Source organism: Acinetobacter sp. ANC_7513, from assembly GCF_056779915.1.
Genome location: NZ_JBWYIW010000001.1, coordinates 482,885 through 498,011, shown reverse-complemented (window position 1 = coordinate 498,011; position 15,127 = coordinate 482,885). Strand labels below are relative to the sequence as shown.

General features: G+C 39.7%; 15 protein-coding genes. 6 read left to right on the top strand and 9 right to left on the bottom strand.

Going from position 1 to position 15,127, the window contains the following annotated elements; translation table 11 throughout:
• Positions 1-5: 5 nt before the first annotated feature.
• Positions 6-1,994: a transketolase gene (gene tkt / locus AC1M9B_RS02380; protein WP_481607447.1), complete on the bottom strand. Its 1,989-nt coding sequence runs from the start codon at positions 1,992-1,994 to the stop codon at positions 6-8.
• A 443-nt stretch (positions 1,995-2,437) separates the two neighbouring features.
• Between tkt and metK the strand changes: the two genes are divergently transcribed.
• Positions 2,438-3,604, top strand: a complete 1,167-nt coding sequence (gene metK, locus AC1M9B_RS02375) for a methionine adenosyltransferase (protein ID WP_035263794.1) — start codon at positions 2,438-2,440, stop codon at positions 3,602-3,604.
• A gap of 45 nt (positions 3,605-3,649) precedes the next feature.
• On the opposite strand, the gene AC1M9B_RS02370 is transcribed toward metK, so the two are convergent.
• The gene (locus AC1M9B_RS02370) at positions 3,650-3,892 is read right to left on the bottom strand and encodes a hypothetical protein (protein WP_035263796.1); all 243 of its coding nucleotides are present in this window, start codon (positions 3,890-3,892) and stop codon (positions 3,650-3,652) included.
• Between the two features lie 306 nt (positions 3,893-4,198).
• Between AC1M9B_RS02370 and AC1M9B_RS02365 the strand changes: the two genes are divergently transcribed.
• Positions 4,199-4,408, top strand: a complete 210-nt coding sequence (locus AC1M9B_RS02365) for a hypothetical protein (RefSeq protein ID WP_035263798.1) — start codon at positions 4,199-4,201, stop codon at positions 4,406-4,408.
• On the opposite strand, the gene AC1M9B_RS02360 is transcribed toward AC1M9B_RS02365, so the two are convergent.
• Both AC1M9B_RS02360 and AC1M9B_RS02355 read right to left on the bottom strand, forming a co-directional pair.
• Positions 4,352-4,993: a LysE family transporter gene (locus AC1M9B_RS02360; RefSeq protein ID WP_481608456.1), complete on the bottom strand. Its 642-nt coding sequence runs from the start codon at positions 4,991-4,993 to the stop codon at positions 4,352-4,354. The genes AC1M9B_RS02365 and AC1M9B_RS02360 overlap by 57 nt on opposite strands.
• Positions 4,994-5,099: 106 nt before the next feature.
• On the bottom strand, positions 5,100-5,684 hold the full coding sequence (locus tag AC1M9B_RS02355; RefSeq protein ID WP_035263802.1) for an FxsA family protein: 585 nt from the start codon (positions 5,682-5,684) through the stop codon (positions 5,100-5,102).
• A 122-nt stretch (positions 5,685-5,806) separates the two neighbouring features.
• On the opposite strand from AC1M9B_RS02355, the gene ruvC reads away from it, so the two are divergent.
• Positions 5,807-6,352, top strand: a complete 546-nt coding sequence (gene ruvC, locus AC1M9B_RS02350) for a crossover junction endodeoxyribonuclease RuvC (protein WP_035263804.1) — start codon at positions 5,807-5,809, stop codon at positions 6,350-6,352.
• A 23-nt stretch (positions 6,353-6,375) separates the two neighbouring features.
• Here ruvC and AC1M9B_RS02345 read toward each other — a convergent pair whose 3' ends face one another.
• Positions 6,376-6,654: an acylphosphatase gene (locus tag AC1M9B_RS02345; protein ID WP_092766403.1), complete on the bottom strand. Its 279-nt coding sequence runs from the start codon at positions 6,652-6,654 to the stop codon at positions 6,376-6,378.
• A 15-nt stretch (positions 6,655-6,669) separates the two neighbouring features.
• Positions 6,670-8,181, bottom strand: coding sequence for an NAD(P)H-hydrate dehydratase (locus tag AC1M9B_RS02340; RefSeq protein WP_481608455.1), 1,512 nt, complete (start codon positions 8,179-8,181; stop codon positions 6,670-6,672).
• Between the two features lie 20 nt (positions 8,182-8,201).
• Between AC1M9B_RS02340 and queG the strand changes: the two genes are divergently transcribed.
• Both queG and bioB read left to right on the top strand, forming a co-directional pair.
• Positions 8,202-9,305, top strand: a complete 1,104-nt coding sequence (gene queG, locus AC1M9B_RS02335) for a tRNA epoxyqueuosine(34) reductase QueG (protein ID WP_481589909.1) — start codon at positions 8,202-8,204, stop codon at positions 9,303-9,305.
• Positions 9,306-9,595: 290 nt separating this feature from the next.
• Positions 9,596-10,585, top strand: coding sequence for a biotin synthase BioB (gene bioB, locus AC1M9B_RS02330; protein WP_481608454.1), 990 nt, complete (start codon positions 9,596-9,598; stop codon positions 10,583-10,585).
• Between the two features lie 46 nt (positions 10,586-10,631).
• Here the strand turns inward: bioB and AC1M9B_RS02325 are convergent, their stop codons facing one another.
• Complete coding sequence (locus AC1M9B_RS02325) at positions 10,632-10,841, bottom strand: hypothetical protein (RefSeq protein ID WP_481608453.1); 210 nt, start codon at positions 10,839-10,841, stop codon at positions 10,632-10,634.
• 197 nt (positions 10,842-11,038) lie between these two features.
• On the opposite strand from AC1M9B_RS02325, the gene AC1M9B_RS02320 reads away from it, so the two are divergent.
• Positions 11,039-12,358, top strand: coding sequence for an acyl-CoA dehydrogenase family protein (locus AC1M9B_RS02320; RefSeq protein ID WP_481608452.1), 1,320 nt, complete (start codon positions 11,039-11,041; stop codon positions 12,356-12,358).
• 174 nt (positions 12,359-12,532) lie between these two features.
• On the opposite strand, the gene AC1M9B_RS02315 is transcribed toward AC1M9B_RS02320, so the two are convergent.
• On the bottom strand, positions 12,533-13,795 hold the full coding sequence (locus AC1M9B_RS02315; protein ID WP_481608451.1) for an acyl-CoA dehydrogenase family protein: 1,263 nt from the start codon (positions 13,793-13,795) through the stop codon (positions 12,533-12,535).
• A gap of 13 nt (positions 13,796-13,808) precedes the next feature.
• Entirely contained in the window at positions 13,809-15,059 is a 1,251-nt protein-coding gene (locus AC1M9B_RS02310) for an SfnB family sulfur acquisition oxidoreductase (protein WP_481596982.1), read from the bottom strand.
• Between the last annotated feature and the right edge of the window lie 68 nt (positions 15,060-15,127).

The window sequence follows — 15,127 nt, the reverse complement described above, 5'->3', positions numbered from 1 at the left end:
AAGAATTAAGCAGTAATTTCTTTCACTGCTGCGACAACTGCTTCAGTCGTAATACCAAAGTGTTGGAACAAATCTTTCGCTGGTGCAGATTCACCATACGTAGTCATACCAATCACACGACCATCAAGACCTACAAATTTCCACCAGTAGTCAACATGCGCCGCTTCAACCGCTACACGCGCACGGATATTAGATGGAAGAACTGACTCACGGTAAGCAGCATCTTGCTTAACAAATTCTTCAGCACATGGCATAGACACAACACGCACACCTTCAAGCTGTGCATAAGCTTCCATTGCCAATGCAACTTCCGAACCTGTTGCAATGATAATCGCTTTCAATTCGCCTTTTTCTTTAGCCAATACATAACCACCTTTCGCAACATCAGCAATTTGTGCTTCTGTGCGTGTTTGGAATGCTAAGTTTTGACGAGAGAAGATCAACGCAGTTGGACCTTCAGAACGTGTTAACGCAGATTTCCAAGAAATTGCTGCTTCAACTGTGTCACATGGGCGCCATGTGTTGAGGTTTGGTGTACCACGTAAAGATGCGATTTGTTCAATTGGTTGGTGTGTTGGACCATCTTCACCCAAACCAATAGAATCGTGTGTGTAAACATGAATCACACGTTGTTTCATCAATGCAGACATACGTACTGCGTTACGTGCATATTCCATAAACATGAGGAATGTTGCTACGTAAGGAATGAACCCACCGTGAAGTGCAACACCGTTTGCGATTGCAGTCATACCGAACTCACGTACGCCATAGTGTACGTAGTTACCTGCAGCATTGTCTTGAACGCCTTGTGCGCCTTTCCAAAGTGTTAAGTTAGAACCTGCTAAGTCAGCAGAACCACCTAAGATTTCAGACAGCATTGGGGCAAATGCTTGGATTGCATTTTGGCTTGCTTTACGTGTTGCGATGGTTTCAGCTTTTGCGTTTACTTCAGCAATATACGCATCCGCTTTTGCAACGAAGTCAGCAGGTAATTCACCGCTTAAACGACGTTTAAGATCAGCCGCTTCAGTTGGATATTTTGCTTCATATTGTGCAAATACTTCGTTCCAAGCTGCTTCTGCTTGTTGACCTTTTTCTTTCGCGTCCCATGCAGCATAAACGTCAGCAGGAATTTCGAATGGACCTTCAGTCCAACCCAACGCTTCACGTGCTAATGCGATTTCGTCGTTACCCAGTGGTGCACCATGGCAATCTTCTTTACCTTGTTTGTTTGGTGAACCTAAACCAATAATCGTTTTACAGATAATGATTGTTGGTTTCTTCGTTTCAGCTTTCGCTTCTAAAGTTGCCGCACGTAATGCATCTGCATCGTGACCATCAACTTTCAATACTTGCCAGCCATAAGCTAAGAAGCGTTGTTCTGTATCGTCAGAGAACCAACCTTCTACTTCACCATCAATTGAAATACCATTGTCGTCATAGTAAGCAATTAATTTACCTAGCCCCAAAGTACCTGCCAATGAACATGCTTCATGAGAAACACCTTCCATTAAACAGCCGTCACCTAAGAAACAGTAAGTGAAATGATCAACGACTTTAATGTCTTCTTTGTTGAATTGCGCTGCTAAGGTTTTTTCAGCCAAAGCAAAACCAACAGCATTCGCGATACCCTGACCCAATGGACCAGTGGTTGTTTCGATACCAGGTGCATAACCTAATTCTGGGTGACCCGGTGTTTTTGAGTGCAATTGACGGAATGCTTTTAAATCTTCAATTGAAAGATCATAGCCAGTCAAATGTAATAATGCATATTGAAGCATTGAGCCATGACCATTTGATAATACAAAACGGTCGCGGTTAGCCCACTGAGGGTTTGTCGGATTGTGATTTAAGAATTGACGCCATACAACATCAGCAATATCAGCCATCCCCATTGGTGCACCTGGATGTCCAGAATTTGCTTTTTGCACAGCATCCATTGCAAGTACACGAATTGCGTTAGCAATGCGACGTTCATTCAGCGGGGTTGTCATAGATCAGTGTCCGATAAATTAAAGATGGGAAATGAATAAAATTCAAAAACTGGGTGTATTGTCTTAAAAAAATCAAACAGCGTAAAGCCCAGAAACGTATATTTCAGCCCTAAAGCGAAAAAATTCATACAATGCGAGTCGGTTTTATCAATATTCAATTCAATCCAATATTTTTTAGTGGCTTGGCCTTTTTTTAAAGTACTGATGTTGAATCATGTATTCACATTCTTTCGTACCCACTTAAGCTGTTTTTTATTTCAGCTCAGTCTTAAAAAGAATAAGTCTTATACAAAAGTTTTCACTTATCAATTTAACAGATGATGATATCAATTAAAAAAACACAAAAATGACATAAATTCATGCTTTTTAGTCAGGTTAAGCTAGTCCTTAACGTTAAGTCGATGTACCATATTGCGTCTTTAGAAATAACTGTGATAGGACTTATGCGCGAGTACGCTGTATTTACTTCAGAATCTGTAAGCGAAGGCCATCCAGATAAAATGGCTGACCAAATCAGTGATGCTATTTTGGATGCAATCTTAAAAGAAGACCCATATGCGCGGGTTGCTTGTGAAACGCTTGTAAAAACAGGTGCTGTTGTTCTTGCAGGTGAAATCACAACAACTGCAAATGTAGACTTTGAAGCAATTGTACGCCAAACCGTAAATGGCATTGGATACCATCATTCTGATTTAGGTTTCGATGGTTCAACTTGTGCTGTCATCAACATGATTGGCAAACAATCTCCTGAAATTGCTCAAGGTGTAGATCGTCAAAAACCTGAAGATCAAGGTGCTGGCGATCAGGGTTTAATGTTTGGCTACGCGAGTCGCGAAACAGATGTTTTAATGCCTGCTCCTATTTCGTATGCGCACCGTCTTATGGAAAAACAAGCAGAACTTCGTCGTAACGGAAGTTTGCCATGGTTACGTCCAGATGCGAAAAGCCAAGTGACTTTTGCATACGAAAATGGCGTACCTGTTCGTTTAGATGCGGTCGTATTATCGACTCAACACGATCCTGAGATTTCACAGACTGATTTAAAAGAAGCTGTCATTGAAGAAATCGTGAAAAAAGTAATTCCAGCAGATATGTTCCATGCGGATACCAAATTCCACATCAACCCTACTGGTATGTTTGTGATTGGTGGTCCAGTCGGTGACTGTGGTTTAACAGGTCGTAAAATCATTGTAGATACATATGGTGGTATGGCTCGTCACGGTGGTGGTGCTTTCTCTGGTAAAGATCCATCTAAAGTAGACCGCTCTGCTGCTTATGCTGGTCGATATGTTGCAAAAAATATTGTTGCCGCTGGTCTAGCCGATAAATGTGAAATTCAAGTGTCTTATGCGATTGGTGTTGCTGAACCAACATCTATCTCAATCAATACATTCAATACTGCTAAGGTTTCTGAAGAATTGATTATTGCATTGGTACGAGAGCATTTCGATTTACGTCCATATGGTATTACACGTATGTTGAATCTCATTCAACCGATGTATAAGCAAACTGCTGCATATGGTCACTTTGGTCGTGAAGGTTCTGATACTGCATTCACTTGGGAAAAGACAGACAAGGTTGAAGCGCTTAAAGCATCAGCTGGTTTGTAATTTCCAAATAAAAAAGCCCACATTGATGTGGGCTTTTTTATAGATTCAATTTGCTTTATCACTTTGATGAAGCGTGTCCAAAAACGACTGCTTCACAGGGACATTTTGGTTATCTTGTAAATATAAATGGGCCACTTTAAACACAATGGCTGCGGCTAAACACGCAATGATACAAAATATCCAAAAACCATAAGGTGTTCTGATATTTTGTGATCCGCATTCAGAACACACTTTGTCTGTCGAAGCAACCACCTTGTCGCAACACGCACAATGATACTGATACAGCATACTCATCCTCCCGATTTGACTGTCTTTTTATTTTTATCTACATCACCTTAGAGGCTAATATTTATACTATATAAGCCTTCACCAATAATCAACCTCAGATGTAGCTATAAAACAGCAACCATCTATGTCTTCATTCAATATCTTGTATTATCAGATATCTATATGAATTTTTTTTGACAACCTGCTCTATCATTCTTTTTTCTTCTAGAGATTATCCATATTTTATTCACGCACTCGCCCATCATATCCGCATGGAAATCATAAATTGAAGTAAAATAAACGTAGTTAAAAAATGATGATATGACGATGGTTCAATTAATTAAGAAAGGCGGCTTGAGAGAAAGAGCAAACAGAAGTCGCTCTTATCAAGGTTCTGAAAATACTGAAGCAACTTTGCGACCAAGACGTTATCAGCAAGACACGCTCGTTCTGACTCAAACAGAAGAGTTAGATCAGGATTCAGTTAAGCAAAATAAGCGCATCTATCCACAACCCGACTGCAAAGATCAAAAATAGACCACCCGATGCCATATCTATGTAATGCCCTGAACGCTGGTAGAGCTGTTTAATTTTAGGTCGTGCTAAAACGACCATCAAAAACGTAAAGGTTAAAAACGTTTGAATCGGAATAATGACTGCCAGTTGTATTTTCAACATCTCTGGTGCTGAAGCAGTTAAGGCAAGTGAAAATACACTACTAAAATAAATCAGTGTTTTAGGATTGGATAGGTTTGTAAACAACCCCATCAGAAAGTATTTTTCAGCTTTTAAAGGTAACTGATTTTCATCAATTGCATCAAGTTTGAAAGACTTATAGGTTTGCCAACCACCCTTTAGCATCGCCCAGCCCATTTTTGCCAAAAATAAACCACCGACTAACATTAAGACTTGTTGAATCCATGGGAATTGGGCAATCAAAAGTGCAAAACCTGATAAGGTTAAAATCACCCAAAATAAAATTCCAATAGAAATACCTAAAATAACTTTCAACGTGTTTGCGATTGTGGTTGACGCTGCGCATTTGGCAATCAACAAAATATCAGGTCCAGGACTCAATTGAGCAACAAGATGTAGGACACAGATGGTAAGTAATAGAGACATAAATCAAAAATGAATAAAAATTGTTTGAATTATACTGTTTTTTAGGAAAATCGAGATACAAAAATAAAAAAACCAGACATTACATCTGGTTTTGAACATGCGCAATTTACTTTTGATTAACGTCTTTCATTTCAATTTTCTTTGCTTCAGGTGTAATTTCTCTTGCTTCACCATCAATGATAGTAGAGTCATTTGAACCACGACCGTGCTGCTGGCTTTGCATTTCTTGCATTTGGCGCATTAAATCTGCAAATGGATTCTGACCATTTGCTTGACCACCCATGCCGCCCATATCTCCCATCATACCACCCATCATTTTTTCCATCATGGCTTGCTGACGCTTCATCATGGTTTTCATCATCACCGCTTTAAATGCTGTTTGAACAGGTGGAATTAGAATAAGTAAGGCGAATAGATCGGAAATTAACCCCGGAATCAAAAGGAAAATACCCGCAATAATTTTAGGTAAGTTATTGGTCAAATTCGGATCAGCACTCATATGACCTTGTTGCATTTGCTGCATCTGTGGCATTAAACCTGATGCATGAGAACGAACCATATTTAAACCAATAAAGAATGCAGCAATAAACCAGAAGAATACATACCACATACTTCCGACTAGATCACCCACACCGACCCATACGAAGATTTCAAGGACTATACCGATTAAAACAATAAGAGCTAATTTCATGAAATGTAATCTAATCTCAAAAATTTAAATATAGGGTCGTAATCATCTGCTCAATCTGTATCAAGCTTTTTTCATACGCTTATGTAACAATATGGGCATTATTTTATTTTTAAAGTCATGGAATGTCATTAATTATCGGAATTGATCCTGGTTCACGTCTAACAGGTTACGGTATTATTCAAAAAGAGGGGCAAAAACTCACTTTTGTTGATGCTGGAACAATTCGCACTGAAACACCTGACATGCCTGAGCGTCTAAAACGAATTTTTTCAGGCATTGAAAGAATCGTTAAATTTCATGGTCCTACCGAAGCTGCTGTGGAACAGGTATTTATGGCGGTCAATCCTGACTCTGCCTTAAAACTTGGTCAAGCACGCGGTGCAGCTATAGCGGCATTGGTCAATTTAGATCTACAAGTGGCTGAATATACTGCGCGTCAAATTAAACAATCTGTTGTTGGCTATGGCGCTGCTGATAAAGAACAGGTTCAAATGATGGTTATGCGCATACTTAATTTAAGTATTAAACCACAAGCCGATGCTGCAGATGCACTTGCCGCAGCAATTTGCCATGCACATGCCTCTGGCAGTATGAGTAAATTGGCTGTTTTAAATGCTTTAGGTGGAATGGCACGTGGACGAAGCCGCAGCAGTAGTCGTCGACGTTAAAAGTCTCTCGACACTCAATGCACTTATTGGCGAATTTGAAAGTTATCGAAATCACGCTCTTTGATGTCAATTAAGTCTTCATAGAAGATTTGCTTAACTTTACTATTATGAGGCCCTGCCATGGCCAGTTTGATCATGTCATTTACATCTTTATATGTGCCAACAATGATAGCTTCCACATCCCCATTATCCATATTTTTAACGTAACCAGTTAAATGCAACTTTAAGGCTTGTTCCATAAACCAGCGACGAAATCCGACCCCTTGAACAAGACCTTGTATCGTTAATTTTAAATATCGCATATCTATCCCTGAATTTTATTTTAGATTTACTATTTGATAAATCGCTTGAGCCATATTCTGAGCTAACAAACCACGTTCACCCTGTTGAGCCAATACATCACCTGCCATGGCATGTAAGTTAACAATTTCATGAAGTTGAATAGAATTAGACAATTGTCCTTTAAGACTAGCAATCATTCCTGCAAGGATATCCCCCATTCCACCTGTACCCATTCCTGGATTACCTTGGGTGCAAATCCAAATAGTTTGCTGCGCGTCAATCGTTAAACTTCCTGCACCTTTTAATACCCATTCACCAGCATACAGTGTTTGTAATCGTTTAATTGCTTTGATGCGGTCATGCTCAACTTCCGCCACGCTAGAGTGTAAAAGTTTTGCAGCCTCACCAGGATGTGGCGTTGCGTAAGTTCTCTCATTGAGTCGAATGGGCTTTTCAGATAAGAACCACAATGCATCAGCATCGAGTACAGTAGGTTTGTTCGTAGAGGACAGAATACTCATCCATTGATCATATTGCTCAGCTGCCCAATCATCACGTCCCAACCCCACTCCAAAACAAATCGAATCGACTTGCTGTAGCAAATTTTTTCGTTGTGATGGATCGAAACGATTAATATCCTGCACCATTACATTGGGAGATCGTGACAAAATTGCTGAATGATGTTTAGCATCACACACGATCGTGACTTTACCCGCCCCAGCGGCAAATGCAGCTTCAGCCGCCATAATCACCGCACCTCCCATTTGTGCATGACCGCCAATCACGAGCACATGCCCATACGTTCCTTTATGTCCTGTAGAGTGTCGTCGCGGCAAAATTGTTTTGACTGGGCTTAATCGGGCCACAGGTTTTAAATCTGAGTCACATGGTAAAATGGGAATGAGTTTTAGATGTCCTATAAAATCCTGTGCACGCCCTACAAATTGCCCTACCTTATATGCGAGTGCGGTAAGCGTATGCTGAGCATGAATAGCCATTGGTAATGGTTGACCTGTATTTGCATCTAAACCGCTCGGCATATCAATCGCAATTTTGACGCCGTCTTGCTCATTAATATGATGGATAATTCTCTGCCAGTCTTCACTTAAAGTACGATTAATTCCAATTCCAAACAATGCATCAATATAGACATCATAACCCTTACAATGGTTCAGATCGGTGAACGGCTTAAGTGGTATGGATTGACTCATTTTATAAGCACTCTGCAAGGAGTCAGCCGAGTGATGATCGACTTGTGAAAAAGAAAAAATATCGATTTCTAGATTTTGGTTGAATGAACAATGTCGTGATAAAGAGTGCTGTGCTAAATAGTACGTAACAAGATAACCATCCCCTGCATTATTTCCTTTGCCGCAGCAGACTGCGATACGGATTTTCTTTTTTTCAATACCTTGAAGAATTGTGATGATTTCTTGTGCCATCATCCAAGCAACTTGCTGCATAAGACCAAAAGCACTATTTTGATCGTCAAACCAGCGCTGTTCCCAAGCTTGTATCTCACTGCTGTGATAAACTTGTTGATGCATTATCGTTCCTTTTTTTATTTATGACTCAATCTCTCTCATCTATACCAGCTCGTATTCCAACACAGCAATTTGATCCTCATGCGCTTAAAGCTTGGATTAAATCTCAAGCATTGGAACTGGGCTTCGCTGATTGTGTCATTGCCCGACCTGATGCTCAAGATGAATTACCTCGATTAAAAGCATATTTAGATCAAGGATTTCATGGTGACATGAAGTTCCTCGAAGAAAATTTGGAAAAACGTGCTAATCCAACACTGTTGGTTCCCCATACAAAAAGTATTATCTGCGTCAGAATGAATTATTTGGTTGAACGACCTCAACCTCGAACAGTACCAGATTTCCCCAATTCTGCCGTTATTGCGCGATATGCACGCGGACGGGATTACCATAAAACCATGCGCGGTAAATTAAAAACACTTTCAAACCTTATTCGTGAAAAAGTCGGTCCGTTTGAATCAAGACCTTTCGCCGATTCAGCCCCTATTTTTGAAAAATCACTCGCTGAATCTGCAGGTATGGGTTGGACAGGTAAACATACCCTGCTCATCCACAAAAAATCGGGTTCCTTTTTTGTACTCGGTGAACTGTTTAGTTCTCTTGAATTACCCTTTGACGAGCCTGCCAGTGCACATTGCGGCTCATGTACAGCATGTATTGATATTTGTCCAACGCAGGCGATTGTAGCGCCATATCAATTAGATGCCCGTAAATGTATTGCCTATCTGACCATTGAATACCAAGGGGTGATTCCTGAAGAACTACGCCGTGGCATAGGTAATCGCGTATTTGGATGTGATGATTGCCAGCTGATTTGTCCTTGGAATAGTTTCGCACAAACTACAACGGTTGCTGATTTCCATCCCCGTCATGGGCTGGATCGTCTTTCTTTAATTGAATTATGGCAATGGGACGAAGCAACATTCTTAGCCAACACAGAAGGCAGTCCACTGCGTAGAACAGGCTATGAAAGCTTTATGCGGAATATTGCGATTGGAATCGGGAATGCACCGTATCATCCAAACAATATTGAGCAATTGATACTAAAAAGAAATCAGTCTAGTGAGATTGTGCAAATCCATATTGACTGGGCAGTACAAGAACAACAATCAAAAAGAAATAATTAATTGTACTTTTCCAAGATGACTTGACAGCGCAAAAACACCGTTTTGAGCATGATCTGAAATTTTAAGTACACGTTAGCAACAAGTTCTCAGCATCAAGTTCCCAAAAAATAATTTTGCGGCGAAAAATGCATAAAAATAGTTAAGTTTGTAACTAAATCAACAATGATTAATTTCTATTGAGTTGGCGAATTTGATAATTTTTTTGAGTCATTATTGTCATATTTTACGATTTTGCATTGTTAAAATTACAGTATGATCAAATAAGTAGCTTTTTAATTGATGGATAAATTATGCAAGTACGCAATGATTGGACGCGTGAAGAAATACAAAAACTCTATGAACAACCCTTCATGGACTTAGTTTTCGAAGCACAACGCGTGCATCGTCAATACTTTGATGCAAATACCATTCAGGTCAGCACATTACTATCGATCAAAACGGGTAAATGTCCAGAAGATTGTAAATACTGTTCTCAATCTGCACGTTATGATTCCAAACTTGAAGCTGAAAAAAGAATTGCTGTTGAAAAAGTAATTCATGAAGCCAAAGAAGCTCTCGCTTCTGGATCATCTCGTTTTTGTATGGGTGCTGCATGGCGAAATCCTCATGAACGCGATATGCCCTATGTACTTGAAATGGTACGTGAGGTAAAAGCCCTAGGACTTGAAACCTGTATGACCTTAGGGATGCTTAATCAATCACAAGCGGAACGTTTAAAAGAAGCGGGGTTAGATTATTACAACCACAATTTAGATACCTCTCGTGAGTACTATCCAAATGTGATTACCACACGCACTTATGATGATCGTTTAAATACTTTAGACTTTGTGCGCCAAGCAGGCATGAAAGTGTGTAGCGGTGGAATTGTTGGCTTAGGTGAAGATACTCAAGATCGTATTGGTCTATTACATGAACTTGCGACCTTAGCTATTCATCCAGAATCGGTACCAATCAACATGCTTGTGCCGATCGAAGGCACACCCTTAGCAGATGTTGAAAAACTCGATGTGACTGAATGGATTCGCACCATTGCCGTAGCGCGCATTATCATGCCAAAAAGTTATATAAGACTTTCAGCGGGTCGTGAATCTCTTTCTGATTCTGATCAAGCTTTAGCGTTTATAGCAGGTGCTAACTCTTTGTTCTCAGGTGAAAAGCTTTTAACGACACCTAATGCTGGTGAAGGCAAAGATAAGCAGTTATTCGATAAGTTAGGTCTAAAAGCCGAAAAAGCGAAGCCGACTGTATCAGAGCTGACTATAGATGCAATGGCAAGTTAACTTATAAGATTCGCTCAATCAAAAACCGAAGCTTTGCTTCGGTTTTTTATGATGTGATCAATATGCCATAACAGGCATTAAGATACTGTCCCGGCTTAATTTCATCTGTTCCATTGGCATGGTGTACCGTTATTTTTTGACTAAATGCATCAAACTCAAAGCGATCATAACTATCTTGGTGGTGCATCAACCAATAAATCGTATCTACGACATGATCATCACAAATATAAGTATTCGATTTAAAATCTTTACTCATTTAATTTAAATCCTTTTTTTCAATCACAATATTATTATATCTCAATTCATGTTATTGAATATCATTTTCTATATTTAAGATAATATCTAAATTTCCTTTAATCCAATATATTATATTTACATATCACAATAAATCGATTTCCACACATTTTATAAGCGCTATTATTTTATTTTAATTTAGAATAAAGACTGATTATTATGAGTATTATTGATTTAAAACCTCAAACTGCATTGCAACACCGCCCCAGCGCACTGACCACACAAATTAATGCTGTATGGGGACAAGGACCTTCTTCACGTTATGAAAGCCTCGCCTCGTTATTCAGACCTACATTTGAAAAAATCAAAGCTTCGCGATCTGAACGCGAAAAAAAACGAGTTTTAGCTTTTGAACAGATTCAATGGTTAAAAGACATCGGTTTTACGAAACTTCGCTTACCCAGTTCGCAAGGGGGATTTGATGCAACGATTCCAGAATTATTTAATCTATTAATCGAACTTGCCGAAGCTGATGCAAATTTACCGCAGGCACTTCGCGTACATTTTGGCTTTGTGGAAGATTTACTGCTCAGCCGCGACCCACAGTTTAAATCTGTATGGCTTCCTAGAGTGGCTCAAGGTCAAATTATTGGAAGCGCATGGTCTGAAGGTGGAAATGAGTCCATTCATGAATTTAAAACCAGACTTTCAAAAGATGCTGAGGGACGTACGGTATTGAATGGAAAAAAATTTTATACCACAGGAAGCTTGTATGCAGACTGGATTGATGTGGGTATTACTGATTTGTATGGAGAATCAGCCAGTATTCTAATCCCTCGACATGCTGAAGGTGTTGAGATTGTGGATGACTGGAATGGTTTTGGTCAAATTCTTACAGCAAGCGGTACTACTAAGTTCAATCATGTTGTTGTGAATCAACAAGATGTCATCGGAGACCAACAGCGCTTTAAATATTCAGCAGCATTCTATCAACTGATTCAATTGGCAATTATTTCAGGGCTTACAAGAGCAGCAAGCTATGAAGTATCAGCTGAGGTTTATAAACGTGAAAGAAATTATACGCATGCCAATGCTTCCTTCGTCCGTAATGATGCTCAAATCCTACAAGTGGTGGGTCAAATTCGCGGTGTCGCCTACACCACTGCAGCAATTATTGAAAAAAATGCACAGGCTATACAACGTGCTTTTGAAGCTGGGTTGAATGATAATGAACAACTCGAAGCAGATCAAAATGCCATAGCAGAATTAGAGGTTGCTCAATCTCAAACCATTATCACCACACTTGCATTAAATGCTTCGACCATTATTTTTGATGCTCTAGGAGCATCAGCCACTGATAAAAACTTAGCTTTAGATCGTTTCTGGCGAAATATTCGTACGCTCGCATCACACAACCCAAGAATTTATAAAGATCGAATTGTCGGAGACTTTAGCGTAAATGGTGCATTACCCCCTTATCAATGGCGTATCGGTAAAGTTGATGAATCAGGGCTTCTGCAAACAGATAAGGCTTCTTGAGCTCGCTTTAAATCGTTAAGACACTATTTTTTAGTGTCTTTTTTTAGTGTCTTTTTTTAGTGTTTTTTAAAGTGATCTATCTAAATCGCTTAGGCTATTAGAGCTCTTATTTACGAAGCTAGAAAAAAGGTCCTTAACAGGACCTTCTTAGCAGCATCATAGAAATTACATCAATTAAGCCACTTGAGCTTTCAAGTGTTTCGCCAAAGGACTATTACCAATTTGCCATACAAATGGCAATTCAGTTTGATTCACGACAAAAGCCCCCACCACTTTCTCCTTATAAATAATCGGATTATGTGAGGATACGACACGTGCATTACGCCAGAAACGATCTAACTGCTTCGATGAAGCGCTGGCCGAAGCGCCCAAACTATTGAATAGTTTAGTTGTTAAATCAAGTACAAGATCTGAAATGACGACCTGCCCTTGAGCAGATTCTAGTTCTGCAATTTGGTTAATCTCATGATCTTTTTCAGATGAAGCATTAAAGTGACTTAAATATGCATCATCCAGTGCTGCAGCTGTTTTTAAAGTAATGGCTTGACTGGCAAATGCTTGGGAAGATGCCTTACCAATCACTTGTAGAATCTGAGCATCATCACGGACAAGATCAGCATTCCCGTGGCTAAAGATTCGAGTACGCTTACGCACTTCCTCACTAAAGGTCTCAACCGCAGAAAATGCGATGCCGGTCAGTGTTGCTAGATGTACAACTTGATAAAAAGCTGTTTGATATTTAAAACGCTGATCAAAAGGATAAATATGATCTCGTTCGATCGCCACTTGGTTGATTTTTAGAGTCCCGCTTCCAGTGGTTTTTTGACCAAATCCATCCCAATCATCATGTACTTTAATTCCATTAGCTTTAGTTGAGACCGCTGCAATCACATGCTGATCAGTGGTCTCATCATAGGCAAAAAGATCAATCCAATCGGCAAAAATAGTACCTGTAGAATAGAACTTTTCTCCTGAAACTTCATATTCGCCTTGTTGATTTTGTTTCACTCGGGTAATGACGTCGCCTATCTCAACATTACCGACTTCTGTCCAAGCGTTTCCTGCGATTTCACCATTTACGAATCGCTTAAACCAAAACGCTTGTGATTGATCTCTATGGGCCACTAAACGGTCTTCGACAAATGCAAAATGTCCACGTAAAGCTTGCACAATATTTGAATCCGCTGTCGCCAACTCGATTAAGATTTGGAAAAGTTGCTGTTGGGTAAAACCTGCACCGCCATATTTTTTTGGTACACGTAATGCACCAAAACCTACATCGTTTAACCATTTAATTTGTTCATGAGGCAAATCACGATCGGTTTCTCGTTGAACGGCCCCTTCTGCAATCCGCTTAAAAATCGGTCGAAACTTTGCTGCAACCTCTTCATAGTTGGCACCAAGTGAAAGTTCTTCATTCTGATTTAATATAGTCATAATAAATTTCTCCTTAGCTCCATGGATGACGTGGTGGTGGGACATCATTTAGAAAATAATTTCCTACAATGTTGTATTTCCAACGCACGGGATCATGCAAAGTGTGTGTTCTGGCATTGCGCCAATAACGATCTAAATTTAATTCTGATAAGGTCGAACGCGTGCCAGAAAGCTCAAATAATTTATTCGCTGCTAAAATCGCAATGTCAGTCGTTAAGACTTTTGCTTCAGCCACGAGCAATGTTGCTTCATTAATATGATCTTCGGTCGGTTCAGCAAGTGCTAAATCAATCGCTAATCCTGCCAAATCCAGAACGGCTTCAGCAGCACGCAGCTTAATTTTCAATTCACCAATATTGGCAATGGTATATGGATCTGAACTTGCTTTATCTAAACCTGAATCAATCCATGGACGTGCAAAGTTACGAACGTAATGAATCGTTTCTTGAATCGCACCACGTGCAATCCCAGCATCTACAGCAGCTTGAATAAATTGAGAAATTGCTCCAGCTGCTGTCGGTCTTACAAAAGCTTGATAAATTGGAACGATATATTTTGCATCTACTTTAACGTTGTTTAATTCGACTGATCCACTGACCGTTGTACGCTGACCAAACCCACTCCAATCATTGGTAATTTTTACACCTTCTGTCCCTTGTGGCACGATTGCAGCAAATGGTTTTCCTTCAGCATCAATCGCAACAACTGGAATGCGGTGTGCCAGTAAAGCTCCAGTCGCAAAGAATTTTTGTCCATTCACAATCCCATTACCAAAAGCATCAAATTCTATTTTTGTGGTGAGATCGGCAACCGTCTTAGACCCTTTTTCTGAGAAAGCATTCCCCAAACGCTCTCCACCCAGTACGGCTTTAAAAAAGAATTGTTTTTGTTCTTCGGTGGCATCTAAACGGATATGCTCGAGAAACACCCAATGATTTTGTGCGATTTGACCTAGTGATGGATCAGCGCTAGAAATGGTTTTTACAACTTCAGCTAGAGTCTTGTAACTCACTCCTGAACCTCCATATTGCTTTGGAATGTTAATTGCCCAAAGCCCTGATTGAGAATACTTGTTTATTTCACTCAAAGGTAAACGGCGTTCATGATCACGAATGGAGGCTTCCTTTGCAAAATCTTCAGCGAGCTGTTGTGCGATTTGAATCGCTTCTTCATCTGTCTTAATCACATGCGCTGGCTGATGAATTTGGTAGAATTCTTTTGAAATTTCAGCCTCATGCAATTTTATATCTATTTGTGCAGTCATTTTATTCTCTTCAAAAAAATTGAATAAAATTAAACTAGCACTAATTATTTTAATTTTTTATACGATTA

What these genes read in the sequence shown, in the direction of transcription:
- bioB (WP_481608454.1), top strand. Translation starts at nt 9,596, where the DNA reads ATGCAAGTACGCAATGATTGGACGCGTGAAGAAATACAAAAACTCTAT.
- AC1M9B_RS02325 (WP_481608453.1), bottom strand. Translation starts at nt 10,841, where the DNA reads ATGAGTAAAGATTTTAAATCGAATACTTATATTTGTGATGATCATGTC.
- AC1M9B_RS02320 (WP_481608452.1), top strand. Translation starts at nt 11,039, where the DNA reads ATGAGTATTATTGATTTAAAACCTCAAACTGCATTGCAACACCGCCCC.
- AC1M9B_RS02355 (WP_035263802.1), bottom strand. Translation starts at nt 5,684, where the DNA reads ATGAAATTAGCTCTTATTGTTTTAATCGGTATAGTCCTTGAAATCTTC.
- AC1M9B_RS02310 (WP_481596982.1), bottom strand. Translation starts at nt 15,059, where the DNA reads ATGACTGCACAAATAGATATAAAATTGCATGAGGCTGAAATTTCAAAA.
- tkt (WP_481607447.1), bottom strand. Translation starts at nt 1,994, where the DNA reads ATGACAACCCCGCTGAATGAACGTCGCATTGCTAACGCAATTCGTGTA.
- ruvC (WP_035263804.1), top strand. Translation starts at nt 5,807, where the DNA reads ATGTCATTAATTATCGGAATTGATCCTGGTTCACGTCTAACAGGTTAC.
- AC1M9B_RS02360 (WP_481608456.1), bottom strand. Translation starts at nt 4,993, where the DNA reads ATGTCTCTATTACTTACCATCTGTGTCCTACATCTTGTTGCTCAATTG.
- queG (WP_481589909.1), top strand. Translation starts at nt 8,202, where the DNA reads ATGACTCAATCTCTCTCATCTATACCAGCTCGTATTCCAACACAGCAA.
- metK (WP_035263794.1), top strand. Translation starts at nt 2,438, where the DNA reads ATGCGCGAGTACGCTGTATTTACTTCAGAATCTGTAAGCGAAGGCCAT.
- AC1M9B_RS02365 (WP_035263798.1), top strand. Translation starts at nt 4,199, where the DNA reads ATGGTTCAATTAATTAAGAAAGGCGGCTTGAGAGAAAGAGCAAACAGA.
- AC1M9B_RS02345 (WP_092766403.1), bottom strand. Translation starts at nt 6,654, where the DNA reads ATGCGATATTTAAAATTAACGATACAAGGTCTTGTTCAAGGGGTCGGA.
- AC1M9B_RS02340 (WP_481608455.1), bottom strand. Translation starts at nt 8,181, where the DNA reads ATGCATCAACAAGTTTATCACAGCAGTGAGATACAAGCTTGGGAACAG.
- AC1M9B_RS02370 (WP_035263796.1), bottom strand. Translation starts at nt 3,892, where the DNA reads ATGCTGTATCAGTATCATTGTGCGTGTTGCGACAAGGTGGTTGCTTCG.
- AC1M9B_RS02315 (WP_481608451.1), bottom strand. Translation starts at nt 13,795, where the DNA reads ATGACTATATTAAATCAGAATGAAGAACTTTCACTTGGTGCCAACTAT.